The organism is Paenibacillus zanthoxyli JH29 (genome assembly GCF_000520715.1).
GTDB classification, from domain to species: domain Bacteria; phylum Bacillota; class Bacilli; order Paenibacillales; family Paenibacillaceae; genus Paenibacillus_AQ; species Paenibacillus_AQ zanthoxyli.
Window position 1 is genome coordinate 13,210 of the sequence record NZ_ASSD01000529.1, and the last position, 20,426, is coordinate 33,635.

Sequence of the window (20,426 nt, forward strand, 5' to 3'; positions counted from 1 at the left end):
AACTAATTTTACATGAGAGGGCTATAAATATTACATAACAGGTTAGAGTAAGCGGTTTATCGCAGGAAAATGCAAATTTTTATTAACCGGAGGTCATTAATTCACTGGATTTTACGGTTTTTACCCGTTATAATTTGTTTCAATGGCATGTCCAAGGAGAACATAGAAGACATCCAATTTCTTTAAGGGGGATCACAATCGATGAAAAAGATTTACCAGCTGTCTCTTGTTATGCTGCTTGCGTTCACGGTCATTCTGGCCGGTTGCGGAAGCGACAATAACAATGCGTCTGGAGACACAGGCACTAATACTGGAACCAATACGGGCTCCGGCGAAGCTACAACGGACAACTCCAATATCAAAATTGGTATGGTTACCGACGTTGGCGGCGTAAACGACAAATCGTTTAACCAATCCGCTTGGGAAGCCCTGAAAGCCCTTGAGAAAGAAAGTGGTGTGAAGGTTCAATATCTGCAAAGTAATTCCAGTGCGAACTATGAGCCGAACCTGAACCAATTTGTAAAAGACGGTTATTCTCTGACTTGGGGTATTGGCTTTGACATGGGTGACTCCCTGAAAAAAGTTGCCGGCGAGAATCCTGACGCCAAGCTGGCTATCATCGACAACGTAGTAGATGCTCCTAACGTTGAGTCCGTTACCTTCTCCGAGAACGAAGGGTCGTTCCTGGTCGGCGTTGTTGCGGGTCTGACTACGAAGACGAATAAAGTAGCCTTTATCGGTGGTATGCAAAGCCCGGTAATCAAACGTTTTGAAGCAGGATTTAAAGCGGGTGTTGCAGCAGTTAATCCGAGCGCAAAAGTAACGGTTACTTATGCCGGTGCTTATGACAAGCCGGATACAGGCAAATCCTTGGCGGCGACGCTGTACGATGCCGGTAATGACATCATCTTCCCTGCGGCAGGCGCAACGGGCAATGGCGTATTCAACGAAGCGAAATCCCGCAACAAAGCCGGCGGCTCGAAGGTATGGGTTATCGGCGTGGACAAGGACCAATCCCTTGAATTTGGCGACGACGTTACGCTGACCTCCATGATGAAACGTGTTGACGAAGCGGTTAAGGTTGTTTCCAAGCAAGTTATCGACGGCACCTTCAAGGGCGGCACAACTACCGTGCTCGGCTTGAAAGACAACGGTGTAGGTCTGCCGGAAACATCTAAAGCGAACGTAAGCGCGGATATCCTGGCTAAAGTAGACGATTACAAACAACAAATCATCGATGGAAAGATTAAAGTTCCTACTGAATAATTATTTCTCCCAAATTAAATAAGATCGGAAGAAGAACCAAGGCCGGTTATTTTAGCTGGCCTTGTTCTTAGTTAGAGAGTAAAATTAGAAAGACTGGCTTGGCCCAATCCAGGGCGAGTACGTTTATCTGCTGCGTTTATCTAGTAGGTTAATCCGGCTTAGTTACCGCTCCAGGAAAGGGGCGGTACAGCCATGTCTAAGGAATTCGGAGGTTCAGAACTCCATCCATGATCGGCAAAGCTATAATATATTCCTGTAATGAGGGTGATTCCATGAGTGCTGCGCCTTCTGTCGTAGAGTTGAAGCAAATCACAAAACGCTTTCCCGGTATTGTCGCCAATGACTCCATCAGCCTGACGCTGGAGAAAGGCGAGATTCATGCGCTGCTAGGCGAGAATGGAGCAGGCAAGTCTACACTAATGAACATCGTATTCGGACTGTATCAGCCCGATGAAGGCAGTATTGAAATCGGCGGGAAACCGGTAATAATCGATAGCCCGAATAAAGCCATTGAGCTTGGCATTGGTATGGTGCACCAGCATTTCAAGCTTGTAGAGCCTTTTACGGTGACCGAGAATATTATTCTTGGAACCGAACCGAAGAAAGGTCTTAAAATCGACTATAAATCCGCAGCGGAACAAGTCCGCAAGCTATCGGAGCTGTACGGTCTTCAAGTTAATCCGCAGGCCAAAATCCATGATATTTCCGTAGGGATGCAGCAGCGTGTGGAAATTATGAAAACCTTGTACCGAGGTGCGGATATTCTTATATTTGACGAACCCACCGCCGTGCTTACCCCTCAGGAAATCAATGAGCTCATGGCGATTATGAAACGCCTGGTCGCCGAGGGCAAATCCATCATTCTGATTACCCATAAGCTGAAAGAAATCATGTCCATTTCAGACCGGGTTACCATTATTCGCCGAGGCAAGGTAATCGACACCGTCAAAACGTCGGAGACCAATCCGAACGAACTGGCGGAAAAAATGGTCGGACGGGATGTAACGTTTAAAGTAGACAAGCAGGCTCCGAACATCGGGAAGACGGTACTGAAGCTGGACGGAGTTAGCAGCAAGAATAAGGAAGGCATCCCCGTATTGAATAATCTCAGCTTTGAAGTTAAGGCTGGGGAAATTCTGGGCATAGCCGGTGTTGACGGAAACGGACAGAGCGAGCTGATCCAGGCAATCACGGGTCTCCGTAAAATCGATTCCGGTTCGATTGCTATCGAAGGGAAAGAGGTAGCCAATCTGTCTCCGCGTAAAATATCGGAAATGAATGTTTCGCATATTCCGGAGGACCGGCATAAGCACGGACTCGTGCTTGATTTTACCGTAAGTGAGAATATGGTGCTTGAAACCTATTACAAAAGCCCTTATAACCGGAATGGATTTATGGATAGCGAAGTCATTGACAAGCATGCCGAGGAGCTGGTTAGAGCGTTCGACGTGCGTACGCCATCGATTCACAATACAGCGCGTTCTCTGTCCGGCGGCAACCAGCAAAAAGCAATTATTGCGCGGGAAATAGACAAAGAGCCAACCCTGCTCATCGCGGCACAGCCGACGCGGGGGCTTGATGTGGGCGCTATCGAGTTTGTGCAGAAACAGCTCATTGCCCAGCGGGATCAAGGAAAGGCCGTGCTGTTAGTTTCATTCGAGCTGGACGAAATTATGAATGTGTCCGACCGCATCGCCGTTATTTACGAAGGGCAAATTGTTGGCGAGGTCTATCCGAAGGATACGAATGATCAGGAGCTCGGGCTTATGATGGCGGGCAGCTTGAAGCGGGGAGGTAAAGCGGGTGAATAAGCTTAAAAAAATATTTGCGACAGACAGCTATATTGTGCCTCTTGTCGCAATTATACTCGGATTCCTGGTCGGCGCGGCAGTGATGCTGATCGGCGGTTATGATCCGATCGCAGCCTATGGCGCTTTGTTCAAGCGCGTCTTCGGCAGCGCATATGATTTCGGAGAAGCGATCCGCGAAATGACGCCGCTTATGCTGACCGGTCTTTCCGTGGCCTTTGCTTTCCGCTCAGGCATGTTCAACATCGGCGCGGACGGTCAAGTGCTGATCGGAATGACTGCAGCTTCTGTTATCGGCATCAAGCTGGCCGGATTGCCCACATTCCTATTGGTGCCGCTGGCAGTGATCGGGGCGGGTCTGTTCGGCGGGATGTGGGCTGGAATTGCAGGTTATCTGAAAGCCAAGCGGGGAATTAACGAGGTTATTACGACCATTATGTTAAATTGGGTTGCCCTGTATCTTGCGAACTATATCGTAAGAACGTTCCTCCTGATTCCGGGGCAGAACCGCTCAGAGGATATTCCTGCGTCGATGTCGCTCACTTTTTTGAACTCCATCTTTGACAATGCCCGCCTGCATTGGGGGACTGTGATCGCGCTTGCGGCGGCGGTATTCTTTTACATCTACTTGTGGAAGACGAAGCAGGGCTTCGAAATGCGTGCTGTAGGTCTGAATTCCCATGCGGCCGAATATGCCGGCATGAATGTCAGACGCAATGTAATGAAGTCCATGTTCATCGCGGGAGTGTTTGCCGGACTCGCCGGAGCGGGCGAGGTGCTTGGCGTATTCCACTACCAGTCTGTATTCGCGGGTTCACCCGGCTATGGGTTTGACGGGATTGCCGTTGCGCTGCTGGGGCTTACTCATCCATTCGGGGTCATTCTGGCCGCGATCCTGTACGGCATGCTGACCTACGGTTCCGCAGGCATGAGCTTTAACGCAGACGTGCCTCCGGAACTCATCCGCATCGTGATCGGCTCGATCATATTCTTTATCGCGGCACAGGGGATTGTGCGCTGGGTGCTTAAGCCATTTTACTTCAAGCGCAAGAAAGAGAAGGTGTTATAGATGGATTGGCTGACACTGGGACAAATGCTCAATACAACGCTGGTATTTTCCACAGCGCTCATTTTTGCCGCCCTTGGCGGGATCTTCTCCGAACGCTCGGGCGTGGTTAACATTGGGCTTGAGGGTCTGATGATGTTCGGCGCCTTTGCCGCCGCTGTTGGCGGTTATTATGCTCAGGACGCCGGCTACGAAACGATGGCTCCTTGGATCGGTGTACTCTGCGCTATGGCGGTCGGCGTGATTGGAGCGCTTATTCATGCCGTTGCTTCCATTACGTTCAAAGCGGACCAGACGATCAGCGGTACGGTAATCAACTTCCTTGCTGCGGGCAGTACGCTTTACCTGGTTAAGCTGCTGTTCGAAGGGGCGGGCGAAACCCCTCTGATTGATGGGTTTAGCAAATATCCGATTCCGGTGCTTTCCAAAATTCCGGTGATCGGTCCCGGTCTATTCAATAACTATCCAACGACGTATTTGGCGATCATACTGGTTATTGTCGTGTATTTCCTGCTCTTCAAAACGCCGTTCGGCCTTCGCCTTCGTGCAGTCGGCGAGCATCCGAGCGCGGCGGATACGCTTGGCGTTAACGTCAACCGTATGCGCTATGTCGGTGTGATGCTCAGCGGAATGTTGGCAGGCATAGGCGGCGCGACGATTACGCTGACGACTACAGGCACCTTTGCCCACAACACGATTTCCGGGCAGGGCTTCATTGCGATTGCGGCAATGATTTTCGGCAAATGGAATCCGCTTGGCGCCTTTGGCGCGGCTGTGTTCTTCGGCTTTTCACAGGCGATCCGCAACTATGTGCAGCTATTCGGCTGGTCCCAGAGTATTCCGCAGGAATTTATTTATATGATTCCGTATGTGCTGACAATTATCGTTCTCGTGAGCGCGGTAGGCCGCTCCTCGGCGCCGTCTGCGCTTGGACAACCCTACGATCCAAGCAAACGTTAATGGCGGCGTCCGCAGGCGCGCCTTTCGTTTCAACCGCATTTCCGGCTTTGGCTGGAAGTGCGTTTTTTTTGTTTGGAAGGGGATATTCTTCGCTATGCATTCCGGATGATCTGGGCAGAGGTACAGGCAGGATGAAGCCGCGCCGAATACACTGTACTCGAAGACGGCAATGTGATCTCTTTTCCAAAGAAACGTAAGAAAGAGGAGGGATATTATGACACAACAAGTGACCAAGAAGCAGGTTATGAAGCTGGTGGGCAAAAATATCGTAGCGGTGAAAAAAGACGGAACTAAGGTTGCGGGCAAGCTGCTTCGCATTTCGGGTAATCGTCTAATCGTACAGCAAACCGGTGGCAAAAAAGTGCAAATCAAAGCCATTATACCGCTTGTGCTGTTCGACCTGCTTGCAGTAGGAACCGCTCCTTACGCCTACGGCGGATATGGCTATGGACCCTATGCGCCATACGGTCCGGGATATGGTTACAGCCATGGGTACGGCCCTGGCGGATATGGCGGCGGACCTTATCCTTACGGTTTTTTCTAAAGAGATACTCAAATGCCTGGCGGCAAGAAGCGCTTTTCCATCTCGTAGCTCATGCTCTGCGGCAGATACCGCACCACAGTATAGTCGAGCTTTTGGTAAAAAGCGAGCCCGGCGGCATTTCCGACGTCCACAGCTACTTTGGAGCGATGGCATCCGCGTGATAATGCAAACCGCTCCGCCCGGTCCATCAGCATATTTCCCCAGCGCTTTCGTTTCGCCGAATCGGCGACGGCCAGCATATCGATATAGAGCAAATCGCCGTGCAGCATAAAATGGACAAATCCCAGCGGGTCGCTGTCATAATCGGTGCTCGCTACAAGCGTAACTCCTTGCCCAAGCCGGCGCGGGAGTTCTTTTTTGACCTGGTCCAGCACTTTTGCGGGTAAATGGGACAAAGGCACAAGCTCGCTCTCAATCAACCGGTGAATAATCGCATCGTCCTGCTTAGGGCGGCGGTAACGGATCACGGTGCATCCCCCTTCCACACTTTGTTGTACATCATATGATTGGCGGGGGGCTCAGTGTTCCGCCCAGAATAAAAGAAGGACAAGACAGAGAGATTAAAATAAGGGATTGACTAACCGTGTAAGGAATCATATAATGTGTCTAAACATTTTAACGATCATATCGGCAATGAAGAGGACGAAGTTTTAAGGGCTCTTTTGACCAGAGAGCGGGTGGAACTGCTGAAACCACCGCCAAAACCCCTTATATACGAGCTCACCTCGGAGCTGTTTCCCTGAAAGGTCCGCCAGCCATATCCGGTGGAATTATTAGGGGAAATCGTGTGGTTCGCGTTAAGGACTTTAGGTTGCAAAGATCGGCTTTTGCCTACATCGATGGGTTTTTGCATACCTGCCAAGGCATTGCATCGCGAGATGCTCTGTAAATATGGGTGGTACCACGGAAGAACAGCCTTTCGTCCCTCACGCGCTTATGCGGCGCAGGGGTGATGAAAGGCTTTTTTGTTTTGTTTGAAGCCGGCTGAAACGGATAAACAAAGGCGATCGTCGTTTGCATAGGAAAGTTGATATTTTGTAAGGAGGATGACTGAATGATGACGCAAATACCGGAAATGCGGTCGACAGAGGAGTTACGGGAGAAATGGAAGACGCCGGAAGTGATTACCGGTTCGGAAATTCTGCTGCGCAGCCTGGTGCTGGAGGGTGTGGATACCGTATTCGGATATCCCGGAGGAGCCGTTCTGTATATCTATGACGCATTGTACGGATTCAATGATTTCAAGCATGTGCTGACCCGTCATGAGCAGGGGGCGATTCACGCGGCGGACGGATATGCAAGAGCAAGCGGTAAGACTGGCGTCTGTATCGCAACTTCCGGACCCGGAGCGACCAATCTGGTCACCGGTATCGCTACAGCTTATATGGATTCTGTCCCGCTGGTGGTCATCACGGGCAATGTATTCTCCAGCTTGATCGGTACGGATGCTTTCCAGGAAGCGGACATTACCGGCATCACGATGCCGATTACCAAGCACAGCTATCTGGTACGCAATGTGGAGGATCTGCCCAGAATCATTCATGAAGCTTTCCATATAGCATCGACGGGCCGCAAAGGGCCGGTGCTTATCGATATTCCCAAGGATGTATCTGCGGCGAAGACGCTGTTCACCCCTGTGACGAGCGTGAATCTTCGGGGCTATAATCCCCGCACCGTTCCCAATAAGCTTCAGCTCGACAAGCTGGTACGCGCGATTTCGGAGGCCGAGCGGCCGATCATCATTGCAGGGGGCGGGGTTATTTACTCCGGCGCGCATGAAGAGATGTGCGAATTCGTCAAGCGGACGGAAATCCCAATCACGACAACACTGCTTGGACTGGGAGTATTCCCGAGCGGCGATGATTTGTGGATGGGAATGCCGGGCATGCACGGTACGTATACGGCAAATAACGCCATCCAGCAGTGCGATCTGTTGATCAATATCGGAGCACGGTTCGACGACCGCGTGACAGGCAAGCTTGATGGCTTCGCCCCAAAGGCCAAAATCGTGCATATCGACATCGACCCTGCCGAAATCGGCAAGAACATATCGCCTGACATTCCGATCGTAGGAGACGTTAAGACGGTGCTGGAGATGTTGAATCCGGAAGTTAAACGGGCTTCGAATGCCGATGCGTGGAGAGCGCAAATCGCCCAGTGGAAGGTGGATAAGCCGCTTCGTTATACTGACTCCGATATTGAGCTGAAGCCGCAGTGGGTTATCGAACTGATCAATGACACCACAAAAGGTGAGGCCATTGTGACGACGGACGTCGGTCAGCACCAAATGTGGGCGGCGCAGTATTACAAGTTCAATCATCCCCGTTCTTGGGTTACTTCCGGCGGTCTCGGAACGATGGGCTTCGGGCTCCCTTCGGCAATCGGTGCGCAGATGGCCTATCCGGAACGGCTGGTGGTCTCGATCAACGGCGACGGTGGTATGCAGATGTGTTCCCAAGAGCTGGCGATATGCGCTATCCATAACATTCCAGTCAAGATTGTCGTTCTCAATAACGAGGTGCTCGGCATGGTGCGGCAGTGGCAGAATCTCATCTATGAGAAACGTTACAGCTACACGGATCTGGCCGGCAGCCCGAACTTTGTGAAGCTGGCAGAAGCTTACGGTGTAAAAGGTATCCTGGCGACGACGAAGGAAGAAGCAAGGGCTGCATGGCAGGAAGCTTTGGAAACACCGGGACCGGTACTTGTGGAATTCCGCGTTTCCAAGGATGAAAATGTCTACCCGATGGTAACCCAGGGCTCGACGATCGATCAAATGCTGATGGGGGATGAATAACGGTGGAAAGAAATACGATTTCCGTGCTGGTGAACGACCAGCCTGGTGTGCTCCAACGGGTATCGGGGCTGTTCGGACGGCGCGGGTTTAACATTGAGAGCATTACCGTAGGTCAATCCGAGGAAGCGGGATTATCCAGAATGGTCATCGTCACTTTGGGGGATGACGACCAGCTGGAGCAGATTGAGAAGCAGCTCTACAAGCTGATCGACGTCATTAAGGTAGTTGACCTTAGCGCAAAGCCGATGGTTGCCCGCGAGCTGGCGCTGATTAAGGTCAAGGCCGAGCCTTCCGAGCGGCCGGAAATCATGGGCGTGGTCGAAACGTTCCGCGCCTCCGTTGTCGACATCGGCAGCACGAGCTTGCTGGTGCAGGTGGTCGGGGATACGCAGAAGATTGATGCAATGATCGAACTGCTGAAGCCGTACGGCATCAGAGAGCTGTCCCGGACCGGCGTTACGGCAATGATCCGCGGCAATGTGCAATAGGTATATTTTACAGCTTTAGCGAATTGCTGCTTTTTTGCAGTACAATATAATAGTGAACGGCATTCCCGCTAAAGAGCGGGAGCTTGAGGGAAAGCGCTGCATGTACAGCCCTTCTCCTGAAGCACCCGCTCTTTAGATGGGTTGCAAATTAAAGGAGGATTTTGACAATGGCAGTAACAACGTACTATGAGCAGGATGGAGATCTGAGCGTATTAAAAGGTAAAACAATCGCGGTTATCGGTTATGGCAGCCAGGGACATGCCCAGGCGCAGAACCTGCGTGACAGCGGACTTCAAGTCATCATTGGCCTGCGCGAAGGTAAATCCTTCCAAACAGCAAAGAATGACGGTTTCGAAGTGCTGCCTGTCTCCGAAGCGGTATCCCGTGCGGACGTAGTGCAAATCCTGATGCCTGACGAAACCCAGGCTGCCGTTTACAAGAACGAAATCGAGCCAAACCTGAAGCAAGGTGCGGCGCTTATGTTCTCCCACGGCTTCAACGTTCATTTCGGTCAAATCGTAGCTCCGAAGGATTCGGATGTGCTGCTGGTAGCGCCAAAGTCCCCAGGACACATGGTTCGCCGCACTTATGAAGAAGGCTTTGGCGTCCCCGGCCTGATCGCGATCGAGCAGGATGCTACAGGCAACGCAAAAGCAATCGGTCTTGCTTATGCCAAAGGTATCGGCTGTACCCGCGCAGGGGTAATCGAAACCTCTTTCCGTGAAGAGACGGAAACCGATCTGTTCGGCGAACAAGCTGTACTGTGCGGCGGCGTTACGGCTCTGATCAAAGCTGGCTTTGAAACGCTGGTTGAAGCCGGTTATGCTCCGGAAATGGCCTACTTTGAGTGCTTGCACGAGATGAAGCTGATCGTTGACCTCATCTATGAAGGAGGTATGGCAACGATGCGCGATTCCATCAGTAACACAGCGGAATACGGCGATTATGTAACCGGCCCGCGCGTTGTAACCGACGAAACGAAGAAAGCGATGAAGGCTGTCCTCACCGACATCCAGCAGGGCAAATTCGCTCGCGATTTCATTCTGGAGAACCAATCGGGACGTGCATTCCTGACCGCTACGCGCCGCAACGAAGCTGCTCATCCAATCGAGGTGGTCGGCAAAGAATTGCGCGATATGATGGCTTGGATCAAGAAATAAGATTGGCATAATCAATGTAAGGTTTCACATATAAACGCAAGTTCTTCAGGTGCGGCTCCGCTTTTGTGCGGGCCGCATTTGGAGCGTTTGACGATTACTTTTAAGGAGGTGCCCGGCATGCGAAAAATTTATGTTTTCGATACAACACTGCGTGACGGAGAACAGTCCCCCGGCGTGAATCTGAATACCCAGGAGAAGCTGGAGATCGCCTATCAGTTGGAAAAGCTGGGGATTGACCGTATGGAAGCGGGATTTCCCGCGGCATCGCCGGGAGATTTGGCCGCAGTCAATGCCGTTGCCAGAGCGGTAAAGAATGTAACGGTCATCGGCCTTTCCAGATCCCGCGAAAACGATATCGATGCCGTCAAGGAGGCGCTGCAGGGAGCGCAGGACCCCTGCATTCATCTGTTCCTCGCGACCTCCCCGATTCACCGTCAGCATAAGCTCCGGATGGATAAGGGGCAGGTGCTGGAGACGGCGCAGGCGGCCATCCGTTATGCGAAGAAGTATTTCTCAAAGCTGGAATTTTCGCTTGAGGATGCGGGACGGACCGAGCTCGATTTTATGGCCGAGGTCGTCGGCATGGCGGTGCGCGAAGGCGCGAGCGTCGTTAACATTCCGGACACGGTCGGATATTTGAACCCGTCGGAGTATGGGGCAATCTTCAAATATTTAAAAGAAAATGTTCCGGACATCGACCGCGTTCAGCTCAGCGCGCACTGCCATAATGATCTTGGAATGGCTACGGCGAATACGCTGGCGGCGATCCTGAATGGGGCGGATCAATTCGAGGGCACAATCAACGGCATCGGTGAACGCGCGGGCAACACGGCGATTGAAGAGATAGCGATGGCGCTTGAGACGCGCAGCGATTTCTTCGGGGCGAAGACGTCGCTTGTACTGTCAGAAATTTCGCGCACTAGCCGCCTGGTCAGCAAATTGACAGGTATGGTCGTACCGGGGAATAAGGCGATCGTCGGCGCAAACGCTTTTGCCCATGAATCGGGTATTCATCAGGACGGCATGCTCAAGGAGAAGACGACGTACGAGATCATGACGCCGGAAACGATCGGCCTGAAGGAGAGCAAGCTGGTGCTCGGCAAGCATTCCGGCCGCCATGCTTTCCGGGATAAGTTGACCGATCTAGGCTATGATCTGCCGGAAGACGTGCTGAATGCGGCGTTCTCCAGATTCAAGGATTTGGCCGACAAGAAGAAGGAAGTATCCGACGAGGACATTCTGGCGCTGATGGAGGAGCGGCTGGGCGTTACGCCGGAGATTTACAGCCTGCGGACCCTGTACGTCACTTACGGCAATGAAGCGACGCCGACCGCGAAGCTGGTTCTGAACGGCCCTCCGGACGAACCGATCGTTGCAGTGGCTGAGGGGAACGGCTCGGTGGATGCGATCTACAATGCCATCGATCAGGCAACTGGCGAGGAAGTCAAGCTGGACGATTATTCCATCAAATCCGTCACTCAAGGCAAGGATGCCCAGGGCGAGGTGCACGTCATTTTGTCACAGGGTATTGTTGCTGCGGCGGGAAGAGGGCTTAGTACCGACATTCTGGAGGCCAGCGCCCGGGCTTATCTTGATGCGCTCAACAAGCTGATTGAGAAGCGCAAGACGTATACGAAGCGCGAGGATGCTCATTTATAGAAAAGCGGCGCTTACAGTTTGTTTAGGAATGAGGACGGCGGTATATAGGGACTGTTTCGGGGTGAATCCAGCTCAGAAACAGTCCTTTTTATGCGGATTTCTCACCCTATGGCAATATCGGTCAGATGACGATCTGACACCGGGTACGAGGATATTGTAAAATCTATTGGGGGCCGGTTACCAAAGTTTTTGTCCAATTTGGATTTATTATAGAAATCGATAATTTTTGCAGGGGAACCGAATAGGCGAACGTCAAACGTTATGTAGATGGGGAGGGGAGACAACTGGAAGAGGCGGAATGGATATCGGCCGTACTGAACGGCGAGCGTCAGGCTTTTGCTCATTTGGTGACGCGCTATCAGGGCTTGGTATACCGGGTATGTATCAAAATAACGGGAGAATCCGAGTCGGCCAAAGATATGGCCCAAGAGGTATTTATCAAAGCCTATAAGGCGCTTCCCTCCTTCCGGGGACAATCCTCATTTTCTACTTGGCTGTACCGGATTGCCTATCGTACTTGTCTGGACTGGAAAAGAGCCAATGACAGGGAGTGGAAGCATCGCAGCATGGCGGATTATACGGAGAATGACTATGTGACTTCACAGACGCCGGAACATGCCGTACTCCACAAGGAGGCATCCGAAGAACTGGGAAGAAGTGTGAACAGTCTTGCCGAACCGTACCGGTCGGTCGTGCAGCTGTACTACTTTAACCGGCAATCCTATCAGGAAATAGCTGAAGCGAAAGGCATATCGGTAAAAACAGTTGAATCACAGCTTTACCGCGCCAGACAGATCATGCGAAGAAAAGGGGAGAAATGGGAATGAAATGTAATGTAGTGATGGAATGGCTTCCCCATTATATCGAAGGTCTGCTGGCTCCCGAAGCGGAGCGGGAAATGACGCAGCATATCGCGGCCTGCCAAGACTGCGCGCGGTGGCTGGAGGAAGCAAAGGCAATGGAGGAAATCTGGAAGGAAACGGCCGGCGCTCCGGACTTTCAGCCGCTTTCAGATATTCCCGATCTTGTCCCGCAGGTAATGGCGGAAATCGAACGGTTGGAATCTGCACGGCAGTCGGATGGTGCGGGACCTGCTGCCTCAAGGCGGCGCTCAGTGCGCCGGACCTCATGGGTTCACTACGGGCTCGCGGCCTGTCTGACCTTTGTGCTGCTTCAATATGGTGTATTTGAGCAGTTGGGCTATGGGCTGACGCAAATCAATGGCCAAATGTCGAACTCGGTTATGGCATTATTCGGCCCTCAACAGCCCCGCTAGAGCGGAGGCCGTGGATCAATACGCTGCAATCGAATGTCGGCAAGACACATGATCAGGAGGATATTACATGATAAAAAAGAAACGCTGGCTCACTTTTATGCTGGCCATGGTTCCGGGACTCGGACATTTGTATCTGGGTTTCAAAAAACAGGGAATGCAGTTTATGATCGGCGCGTTTGTCTGCATCGTCTTTATTCCTTCCATGCCGACAGTATTCCCGTTCGCGTTGGCCGCCCTGTGGTTCTATCAGCTGTTCGACGCCCTGCAAAAGGCAACATGGAACAAGCTCGCTTTTGCAGAGCACGAACGGCTGATGTATGGACCGGAAGGTCTTGGCTCGTCTTGGCCGCCGTTTGTCATGCCCCCGATGCCCGATTACCCGCAGGATGACGTTAGTCCGGCATGGATGGGAGGCGCCTGCATCGTAGCAGGGGTTCTCCTGCTGCTGATTACGGTATTCCCGAGACTGTGGGATTTGCTGACCGAACACAATATCGGTACTATTTTGCTGGCACTGGGCCTGATCAGTTATGGGCTGCATATGCTTAGAAAGAACACAAAAGCATAAGAACGGAGAATCATGGCATGGGTAGATGGAAGATTGGAAGCTTGACGGCGGCGCTCGGCTCCATTGCGCTTGGCGTTATACTTGCGCTGATTCAATTCGGTAAGCTTACGTATGATGCGCTCGGGTATTTGTGGCCGGGACTGATTATTCTGCTTGGACTGGAAATGCTGCTGCGGTTGCTGTTTAGAACAGAGGCTAGGACCCGCACCAGCGGATGGGCAATCGTTCTGATTGTGCTGCTGGGTCTCGTGAGCGCAGGAAAATCCGTGCTTCCGGGAGGCTCGCTGGACACCCTGCTGGGTAAAGCGCATCTAAGCTCCGTTAACGGAACGGTGCAGATCGGAGAGAACATCAAAGCGGTCAGAATATCGATTCCGAGCGGCAAGGTTAAGGTGAACGGTATTCAGGGAAGCGCTCTAACCTATGATGGCCGCCTGCTCTTTCCCGGCAACAGCCAAAGCGACAGTGAACAGGCAATGAAAGAGAATTGGAAGGTAAGAACGGAAGGCGACACGCTAGTACTTGAAATGACGGCGGCAAAGAGCTTGTTTTCAGGCATTTACATCGGTTTTACCGGCAACACTCCCTATCTCAATGTAAGCCTTCCTGCGGATCTCGCAGTTAAGATCGGAACAAGCGACGGTTCGCTGGATGTTTCGGATCTGGACAGCGGGATCGAGGCCAGCACCTCCAACGGCAAAATTGAAATGCGGGGAATTAAAGGCGGGGTCAAGGCTGGCACAAGCAATGGTTCGCTTAATCTGCAGAGGGTGGAGGGAGGAGCCCATATCACCAGTTCCAACGGCTCCATCACACTGGAGAATATTGCCGGTCAAGTGTACGCCAAGAGCAGCAACGGCAGAATAACCATTGAATCTCCCGTTACGGGAAATTGGGAGTGCGCTTCGAGCAATGGCAGCATCTCGCTTACGATGCCGCAGACGACGGATGCGACGATTACCGCCGATACGTCTAATGGATCGCTGAAGGGAAGCGTCAGCTGGCAGAAACAAAGCGACAACAATGGAACTGCGGTGCTGGGCAGCGGAAATCATACTGTAAAGCTGTCCACAACCAATGGCAGCGTAAGCGCGGATATTACGGAATAAGCTTGAAATCAAGAAGAAGCCGCACGCCTCAGAGAAATCCGGCAGCGTGCGGCTGTGCTGTCCAAATCCAGAAATTAATAGCTCCCGGACTTATCTGTTCATTGTCTTACCAGGCGTATGCCTACTCGTATGGAGCAAATGTAATGAATGCCGGGCAATCGGGAATGCTATCGTTGTTGAAACGGCGCTCGGCCGTAATATTCCAGCTCTGATTTGCGAAAGGTGTGCTTTTCACTCGATCCTAACCGGGTTATAGGCTATTCCTATTAATATGATAGATTCTATATCTTTGTCCTTTTGACCTCATTATGTTACAACAATATACAGAAGAACTATGTCCGTGCATGGCGCGGATTAACTTGAGGAGTGACGAAGAATGAGCGAAGTTAAAAAAATCGCCGTAATCGCAGGGGACGGCATTGGTCCCGAGGTTGTGGCGGAAGCGGAAAAAGTATTGAAAGTAACCGAGGAGGTATTCGGCTACAAATTTGAGACCGAGCACGCCCTGTTCGGCGGCATCGCAATCGACGAGAAGGGCACGCCGCTGCCTGCTGAAACGCTGGATATCTGTAAAAACGCGGACGCTGTGCTGCTGGGAGCTGTCGGCGGTCCTAAATGGGATACCAATCCGAAGGAGCTCCGTCCGGAGACTGGGCTGCTGGGCATCCGCAAAGCGCTGGGGCTGTTCTCGAATCTCCGTCCCGCAGTCGTATTCGACTGCCTGAAGGATGCTTCCACGCTGAAGCCGGAAGTGCTTGAAGGAACGGATCTGATCGTCGTGCGCGAACTGACGGGCGGTATTTACTTCGGCGAGAAGTTCCGCCGTGACAGCGAGCAGGGGGAAGAAGCGGTAGACACCTGCGCATACAATGTGGCCGAAGTGGAACGCATCGCCCGCCAGGCATTTGAAATTGCCGCCAAGCGCCGGGGCAAGCTGGCTTCCGTCGACAAAGCGAACGTGCTGGAAACGTCGCGTCTCTGGCGTGAGGTGGTTATCCGGGTCTCGGCAGATTATCCGAACGTGGAACTGGAGCATGTACTGGTCGACAACTGCGCCATGCAGCTGCTGCGCCGCCCTTCGAGCTTCGACGTCATCGTGACCGAGAACATGTTTGGCGATATTTTGAGCGACGAAGCCGCGATGCTCACAGGCTCCATCGGCATGCTGGCTTCCGCTTCGCTGGGCGAAGGAAGCTACGGCCTTTATGAGCCGGTGCATGGTTCCGCGCCGGACATTGCAGGACAAGGATTGGCCAATCCAATCGCCACGATCCTCTCGCTTGCCCTGATGTTCCGTCTGACTTTCGGCTATGAAGACGCGGCAGCCGCGATCGAAGCCGCCGTAGCTCAGGTGCTTGATGCAGGTCACCGTACCAGCGATATCGCCGTAGACAAGAGCAAGGCGATCAGCACGAGCGAGATGGGCGACCTGATTGTCGCAGCCATCCGCAAATAAGAGAAAAACGTCACAGAATATTCCTAGTTTATAATTATTATAAAAAAATAATGAATGTAATCTTGACTTTGATTTTGTACGGTGATACCATTTGGTTTGTAACAGCAGAGACGTAACCAAATCCATCATAATCAAGAAAGACACCGCCTCATCACCCCTAATGGGGGTGGATGGCAGCTTGTTTTTCTTACATAATCAAAGGAGGATTTTCACAATGGCAGAACGTTTGGTAGGCAAACCGGCTCCGGATTTTACTATGGAAACCGTAACGGGAGACGGCAAAGAATTTGGCAAAGTTAGCTTGTCCGACTATCGCGGCAAATGGCTCGTATTTTTCTTCTATCCTCTGGATTTCACTTTCGTGTGCCCGACTGAAATTACGGCGCTCAGCGAAGCGGCTGACCAATTCACGGCGCTTGATACTGAAATTCTTGGTGTTAGCATCGATTCCGTACACAGCCATAAGGCTTGGATCAACGCTCCGAAAGACGCGGGCGGTCTTGGCCAACTGAAATTCCCGCTTGCTTCCGACATTACGAAGAAGGTAGCCAGCGATTACGGCGTATTGATCGAAGAAGAAGGCATTGCGCTTCGTGGTCTCTTCATTATCGATCCGGAAGGCGAACTGAAATACCAAGTGGTTAACCATAACGATGTAGGCCGCAGCGTAGAAGAAACCCTGCGCGTGCTGCAGGCGCTGCAATCCGGCGGATTGTGCCCTATGAACTGGAAACCGGGCGACAAGAACCTGTAAGCATAAGCTCTGCGAGGCTTCCCTCATCTAAGTCCTTTGAAATGCTGAATCAAAGCCTCCTACCGGATGATTATCCGGTCAAGGGGGCTTTTTGCAACAAAACGCCCGCCAGTCTTGGCTTTATACGCTATAAAATGGGCATAACGTTGAGATAAAAACCTTTTATCAGCAGGAATCGCCGGCAACCGAGTATAATACAATAATACGAAACCATTGGAACTGACCTGAGGAGGGTGAACAATCATGAGTTTTTGCTGTGGAGCGAGTATGGTAGGTACCAAGGGGACGCTTAAGCATTATCGCACGCAAGTCCATAATGTTCCCCTGCTTTTTTGCCCGGTATGTCACCGGGTCGAGGTTCATTACAAGGTCGAGAATGAGTATGAAATCTTGGCGGAATACGCGCATGGCGACGGCGTTACCGATGTGGATTTCCAGGATTATGTGATGGAAGATGAAGAGTCGATTTTTGAAAATGTCGTCAATATGGAAAGTGAAGACGCTATGGCTGTTATCCGCAGCCAGATTGATATGGCGCTTGATCTGCTGGCCGTGTCCAAACAGATTGGTGATGTCAAGTGGGAGCGGGAGCTAAAGAAGAGACTCGCTGTCATGAGTCAGCGCCGTCATCGTCTTCAGCAAAAAGCGTAAAGGTATGGCGTGTATTATTACTTCTCTGGAAAAATCTCCGCAATTGCGACGACACTGAAAAAGGCCGTGAATTTCTACTTCATGTAGAGATCCATGGCCTTTTCAATTGGAAGGTAAAAAAGCTTCGTGGAAGCTTTGAAGGAATAAACGCTTGGTTGCGGAAAATGACAAAAAAGAAAAACCACCGTAAACGGCCGTAAATCGCGGTTTCTCCGTTTGGTTGAAGCGAATTTCGATGTTCTCGCAATGGCGAGGAGCCTTTTTCATGAAGAATAGCTGTTGCTTAGGCCTTCGAGACGGCACTAAAGTATTATTTTATGAATTTTTTGACATTCGACAGTATCTCTGATTGCTTTGAGCACTTTTCTTGGATATGATTGGAATATAGTTAAAACACTTGGATGACTGAATAAAACGAAGATGATTGCCGAATGTACTAGCGGTTCCATAGCATACACTTATATAACAGCCTATTTTGATGTCGCAGAACTGCTTCGTCAATTTAGTCGTTCTGCTCCGTCAATTTCAGTTGAAGGGGGAACTTCACATCGTGCTACATGAAATTCACGAAAGTCGGCTTCTGTCGCCGCGATCGTTCCAAGCCGGGCTTCTGGACAGTACATATGAAAATGTTCTGGAGCATATTGATTGTGGAGTCATGCTTTTTGATGAAGAAGGAGTTCTAACCTTTGTAAATGCGCGGGCGTACGGAATGCTAGAGCTCCAGCGCTATACGCTGGCAGGATGCACTGTAGTCGATTTGCTGACACATTTTTCTTTGAGCCGAATCAAGAAGAGACAACTGCTGCATATCTATCGGGAGACGGTTTACAAAGGAAAGACGATGTATGAGTTTATGGACGAGTATGGTCGCTATTGGGAAGTAAACGCTTCCTTTGGCGGGGATATGAACGGCAGCTACTTATTTACTTTTAAGGAAATTTCCGATTATAAAAAGATAGAACAAACCGCTTACCAAAATGACAATCTGGCTATGCTAGGCAAATTATCCGCCTCCATTGCCCATGAAATCCGGAATCCTTTGACAGCCATTCGCGGATTCATCCAGCTGCTTCGCCCGCATCTGCAGGGACTTGGAAAGGAAGAATATGCTAAGATCATCTTGGCGGAGATCGACCGTGCCAATGATATTATTCATGAGTTTCTCTCCTCGTCCAAGCCTTCACCTCCTCAAGCCGGAATCATTTCCGTTTCCGCCCTGCTGAAAGAAGTCATACTGCTAACAGAAAGCGAAGTCTTGATGAAGGGCTGCCAGATCGTTCTTAATGCTTTAGCCAGCGACTTGTATATTTCCGTAGATGTGAAGCAGATTAAGCAGGTCCTGATCAATATGATAAGAAACGCCCTGGAGGCTGTCTCCGACCGCTTGGACGATATCACAGGGAGGATTGAGCTTGGGGCGTATAGAGAAGGCGGAGAGGTGCGGATCATCGTCTCTGACAACGGTAAAGGCATGGATGTGTGCACCATGAGCCATCTGTTCAACCAGTTCTTCACCACCAAGGAGAATGGCACGGGGCTGGGCCTTTCCGTGAGTGACCGGATTATCAAAAATCATGGGGGACGCATTTCCGTCAGCAGCCGGCTTAATGAGGGGACCAGTTTTGTGATATCGCTTCCGCTGACCCCGGGGCTTACCGCATAACCTAAAAGCAGGACAGAATTGCTCCTCGCTTCCCCTCTCCCTGGAGAAATCAGCACGATTACGGGAAATTTGTAAGCATACAAAGGGACCGGCGAGATGATCCCTTGGCCGGTCCCTTTGTATGCTTTTTATCAATTACAATCCGGCTTGATTACTTTGGTGCAGTCCCTGATGGCGGGAGCGTTTCCTGGGTGCTGCAGCAGGCTTGTGAGAAGTCATTGGACGCGCCCGGGCAGCTTTTTCCTTTGTCACATCCGGCACAAGCGCCCTTTTTCCCCTTTTGCACATGGCGATAGAGAATCCAGCCGGAATAACCGAAAATAGCGGCAACAATCAATGTATTAATCAATATGCTCATTACGTAATTCCCCCGCTTTCCCATATAGGGCTATTCGTATTGGCTTAGGCCCATCCAAGGAGCCGTCCGCCTTGATAGATAACCAGACTTACCAAATAGGCCAGGACAACGGCATAGGCTATGGAGAAGAAGGTCCATCTCCAGGAAGCCGTTTCTTTCTTAATTACGCCCACCGTTGCAAGACAAGGTGTATACAGTAGAATGAAGACCATAAAGCTTACCGAGCTGAGAGGCGTGAACGCCTGGGAAATCTGCGCTTCCAGTCCGGCGGCCTCCGGTGCGTGATAGATAATGTTCATCGTTGAGACGACAACTTCTTTAGCAAGGAAGCCTGGAACCAGCGTCGAACCCGCCTGCCAGAAACCAAAGCCGAGCGGCTGAAGCAGGGGTGCGACGAGACCGCCGAATTTGGCGAGGAAGCTGTTGTCCATATCCACATTTAACCCGGCAGGTCCGGCATAAGACATGATCCAGATAATAGCCGAACCGGCTAAAATAATCGTCCCCGCCTTGCGCAGGAAGCTTTTTCCTTTTTCCCAGGTGCTGCGCGACAGCGATTTAAGCTGCGGCATCCGGTAGGGAGGAAGCTCGATTACGAATACCGAGGACTCGTTCTTGAACAAATACTTGGAGAAGAGCTTGCACAGCAGCAGCGCGAACACCACTCCCAAAGCATACATCGTCATAATGACAGCAGCCTGATTTTCCGGGAAAAAGACGGCGGCAAACAGCAGATAGACCGGAAGTCTGGCGGAACAGGACATAAGAGGAAGCAGCAGAGTAGTCAGCATCCGCTCTTTGGGCTGTTCAATGCTTCGCGCGGCCATAACGGCAGGGGCG

The 20,426-nt window shown here is 51.3% G+C and carries 20 protein-coding genes; 17 read left to right on the top strand and 3 right to left on the bottom strand.

Features of this window, described 5'->3' with window-relative positions:
• Positions 1 to 201 precede the first annotated feature (201 nt).
• The 5 genes from L691_RS0120500 (at position 202) to L691_RS0120520 (ending at position 5,644) form a co-directional block, all read left to right on the top strand.
• On the top strand, positions 202 to 1,266 hold the full coding sequence (locus L691_RS0120500) for a BMP family lipoprotein (RefSeq protein WP_025692216.1): 1,065 nt from the start codon (positions 202 to 204) through the stop codon (positions 1,264 to 1,266).
• 272 nt (positions 1,267 to 1,538) lie between these two features.
• Positions 1,539 to 3,077, top strand: a complete 1,539-nt coding sequence (locus L691_RS0120505) for an ABC transporter ATP-binding protein (RefSeq protein ID WP_025692217.1) — start codon at positions 1,539 to 1,541, stop codon at positions 3,075 to 3,077.
• The gene (locus L691_RS0120510; RefSeq protein WP_025692218.1) at positions 3,070 to 4,143 is read left to right on the top strand and encodes an ABC transporter permease; all 1,074 of its coding nucleotides are present in this window, start codon (positions 3,070 to 3,072) and stop codon (positions 4,141 to 4,143) included. The genes L691_RS0120505 and L691_RS0120510 overlap by 8 nt, the downstream gene beginning before the upstream one ends.
• On the top strand, positions 4,144 to 5,100 hold the full coding sequence (locus tag L691_RS0120515) for an ABC transporter permease (protein ID WP_025692219.1): 957 nt from the start codon (positions 4,144 to 4,146) through the stop codon (positions 5,098 to 5,100). It abuts the gene before it with no gap.
• 214 nt (positions 5,101 to 5,314) lie between these two features.
• Positions 5,315 to 5,644 (top strand): hypothetical protein, encoded by a 330-nt coding sequence (locus L691_RS0120520; RefSeq protein ID WP_025692220.1) that lies wholly within the window; start codon positions 5,315 to 5,317, stop codon positions 5,642 to 5,644.
• 8 nt (positions 5,645 to 5,652) lie between these two features.
• Here the strand turns inward: L691_RS0120520 and L691_RS0120525 are convergent, their stop codons facing one another.
• Positions 5,653 to 6,111 (bottom strand): GNAT family N-acetyltransferase, encoded by a 459-nt coding sequence (locus L691_RS0120525; protein WP_025692221.1) that lies wholly within the window; start codon positions 6,109 to 6,111, stop codon positions 5,653 to 5,655.
• Between the two features lie 587 nt (positions 6,112 to 6,698).
• Here L691_RS0120525 and ilvB point away from each other — a divergent pair.
• From ilvB to L691_RS0120585, 12 genes are all read left to right on the top strand, one after another.
• Entirely contained in the window at positions 6,699 to 8,441 is a 1,743-nt protein-coding gene (gene ilvB / locus L691_RS0120530; protein ID WP_025692222.1) for a biosynthetic-type acetolactate synthase large subunit, read from the top strand.
• Positions 8,442 to 8,443: 2 nt separating this feature from the next.
• Complete coding sequence (ilvN, locus tag L691_RS0120535) at positions 8,444 to 8,929, top strand: acetolactate synthase small subunit (protein WP_036737497.1); 486 nt, start codon at positions 8,444 to 8,446, stop codon at positions 8,927 to 8,929.
• Positions 8,930 to 9,096: 167 nt separating this feature from the next.
• Positions 9,097 to 10,089, top strand: coding sequence for a ketol-acid reductoisomerase (gene ilvC, locus L691_RS0120540; RefSeq protein WP_025692224.1), 993 nt, complete (start codon positions 9,097 to 9,099; stop codon positions 10,087 to 10,089).
• Positions 10,090 to 10,206: 117 nt separating this feature from the next.
• A complete protein-coding gene (locus L691_RS0120545; RefSeq protein ID WP_025692225.1) occupies positions 10,207 to 11,748 on the top strand; it encodes a 2-isopropylmalate synthase in 1,542 nt (513 codons plus the stop codon).
• 302 nt (positions 11,749 to 12,050) lie between these two features.
• The gene (locus tag L691_RS0120550; protein WP_269634876.1) at positions 12,051 to 12,575 is read left to right on the top strand and encodes an RNA polymerase sigma factor; all 525 of its coding nucleotides are present in this window, start codon (positions 12,051 to 12,053) and stop codon (positions 12,573 to 12,575) included.
• Positions 12,572 to 13,024, top strand: a complete 453-nt coding sequence (locus L691_RS0120555; RefSeq protein WP_025692227.1) for an anti-sigma factor family protein — start codon at positions 12,572 to 12,574, stop codon at positions 13,022 to 13,024. Before L691_RS0120550 ends, L691_RS0120555 begins: the two co-directional genes overlap by 4 nt.
• 67 nt (positions 13,025 to 13,091) lie before the next feature.
• Positions 13,092 to 13,592 carry a hypothetical protein gene (locus tag L691_RS30810; RefSeq protein ID WP_025692228.1) on the top strand — a complete coding sequence of 167 codons (501 nt, stop codon included), beginning with the start codon at positions 13,092 to 13,094 and terminating at the stop codon, positions 13,590 to 13,592.
• A 17-nt stretch (positions 13,593 to 13,609) separates the two neighbouring features.
• Entirely contained in the window at positions 13,610 to 14,701 is a 1,092-nt protein-coding gene (locus L691_RS0120565) for a DUF4097 family beta strand repeat-containing protein (RefSeq protein WP_025692229.1), read from the top strand.
• Between the two features lie 376 nt (positions 14,702 to 15,077).
• Positions 15,078 to 16,157 carry a 3-isopropylmalate dehydrogenase gene (gene leuB / locus L691_RS0120570; protein ID WP_025692230.1) on the top strand — a complete coding sequence of 360 codons (1,080 nt, stop codon included), beginning with the start codon at positions 15,078 to 15,080 and terminating at the stop codon, positions 16,155 to 16,157.
• Between the two features lie 214 nt (positions 16,158 to 16,371).
• On the top strand, positions 16,372 to 16,911 hold the full coding sequence (locus L691_RS0120575; RefSeq protein ID WP_025692231.1) for a peroxiredoxin: 540 nt from the start codon (positions 16,372 to 16,374) through the stop codon (positions 16,909 to 16,911).
• Between the two features lie 243 nt (positions 16,912 to 17,154).
• Positions 17,155 to 17,562 carry a hypothetical protein gene (locus tag L691_RS0120580; RefSeq protein WP_025692232.1) on the top strand — a complete coding sequence of 136 codons (408 nt, stop codon included), beginning with the start codon at positions 17,155 to 17,157 and terminating at the stop codon, positions 17,560 to 17,562.
• Between the two features lie 550 nt (positions 17,563 to 18,112).
• Complete coding sequence (locus L691_RS0120585; protein ID WP_025692233.1) at positions 18,113 to 19,228, top strand: ATP-binding protein; 1,116 nt, start codon at positions 18,113 to 18,115, stop codon at positions 19,226 to 19,228.
• Positions 19,229 to 19,379: 151 nt separating this feature from the next.
• Here L691_RS0120585 and L691_RS31465 read toward each other — a convergent pair whose 3' ends face one another.
• Both L691_RS31465 and L691_RS0120590 read right to left on the bottom strand, forming a co-directional pair.
• Positions 19,380 to 19,586: a FeoB-associated Cys-rich membrane protein gene (locus L691_RS31465; RefSeq protein WP_332249099.1), complete on the bottom strand. Its 207-nt coding sequence runs from the start codon at positions 19,584 to 19,586 to the stop codon at positions 19,380 to 19,382.
• Between the two features lie 44 nt (positions 19,587 to 19,630).
• A partial coding sequence (locus L691_RS0120590; RefSeq protein ID WP_036737500.1) for a ferrous iron transporter B occupies positions 19,631 to 20,426 on the bottom strand: 796 nt, incomplete at its 5' end.

Bases quoted from the DNA above. Each gene is read 5' to 3' on its own strand.
- L691_RS0120555 (WP_025692227.1), top strand. From the start codon at position 12,572: ATGAAATGTAATGTAGTGATGGAATGGCTTCCCCATTATATCGAAGGT.
- L691_RS0120505 (WP_025692217.1), top strand. From the start codon at position 1,539: ATGAGTGCTGCGCCTTCTGTCGTAGAGTTGAAGCAAATCACAAAACGC.
- L691_RS0120545 (WP_025692225.1), top strand. From the start codon at position 10,207: ATGCGAAAAATTTATGTTTTCGATACAACACTGCGTGACGGAGAACAG.
- ilvC (WP_025692224.1), top strand. From the start codon at position 9,097: ATGGCAGTAACAACGTACTATGAGCAGGATGGAGATCTGAGCGTATTA.
- L691_RS0120565 (WP_025692229.1), top strand. From the start codon at position 13,610: ATGGGTAGATGGAAGATTGGAAGCTTGACGGCGGCGCTCGGCTCCATT.
- L691_RS0120580 (WP_025692232.1), top strand. From the start codon at position 17,155: ATGAGTTTTTGCTGTGGAGCGAGTATGGTAGGTACCAAGGGGACGCTT.
- L691_RS31465 (WP_332249099.1), bottom strand. From the start codon at position 19,586: ATGAGCATATTGATTAATACATTGATTGTTGCCGCTATTTTCGGTTAT.
- L691_RS0120520 (WP_025692220.1), top strand. From the start codon at position 5,315: ATGACACAACAAGTGACCAAGAAGCAGGTTATGAAGCTGGTGGGCAAA.
- L691_RS0120515 (WP_025692219.1), top strand. From the start codon at position 4,144: ATGGATTGGCTGACACTGGGACAAATGCTCAATACAACGCTGGTATTT.
- L691_RS0120500 (WP_025692216.1), top strand. From the start codon at position 202: ATGAAAAAGATTTACCAGCTGTCTCTTGTTATGCTGCTTGCGTTCACG.
- ilvB (WP_025692222.1), top strand. From the start codon at position 6,699: ATGATGACGCAAATACCGGAAATGCGGTCGACAGAGGAGTTACGGGAG.
- L691_RS30810 (WP_025692228.1), top strand. From the start codon at position 13,092: ATGATAAAAAAGAAACGCTGGCTCACTTTTATGCTGGCCATGGTTCCG.
- leuB (WP_025692230.1), top strand. From the start codon at position 15,078: ATGAGCGAAGTTAAAAAAATCGCCGTAATCGCAGGGGACGGCATTGGT.
- L691_RS0120575 (WP_025692231.1), top strand. From the start codon at position 16,372: ATGGCAGAACGTTTGGTAGGCAAACCGGCTCCGGATTTTACTATGGAA.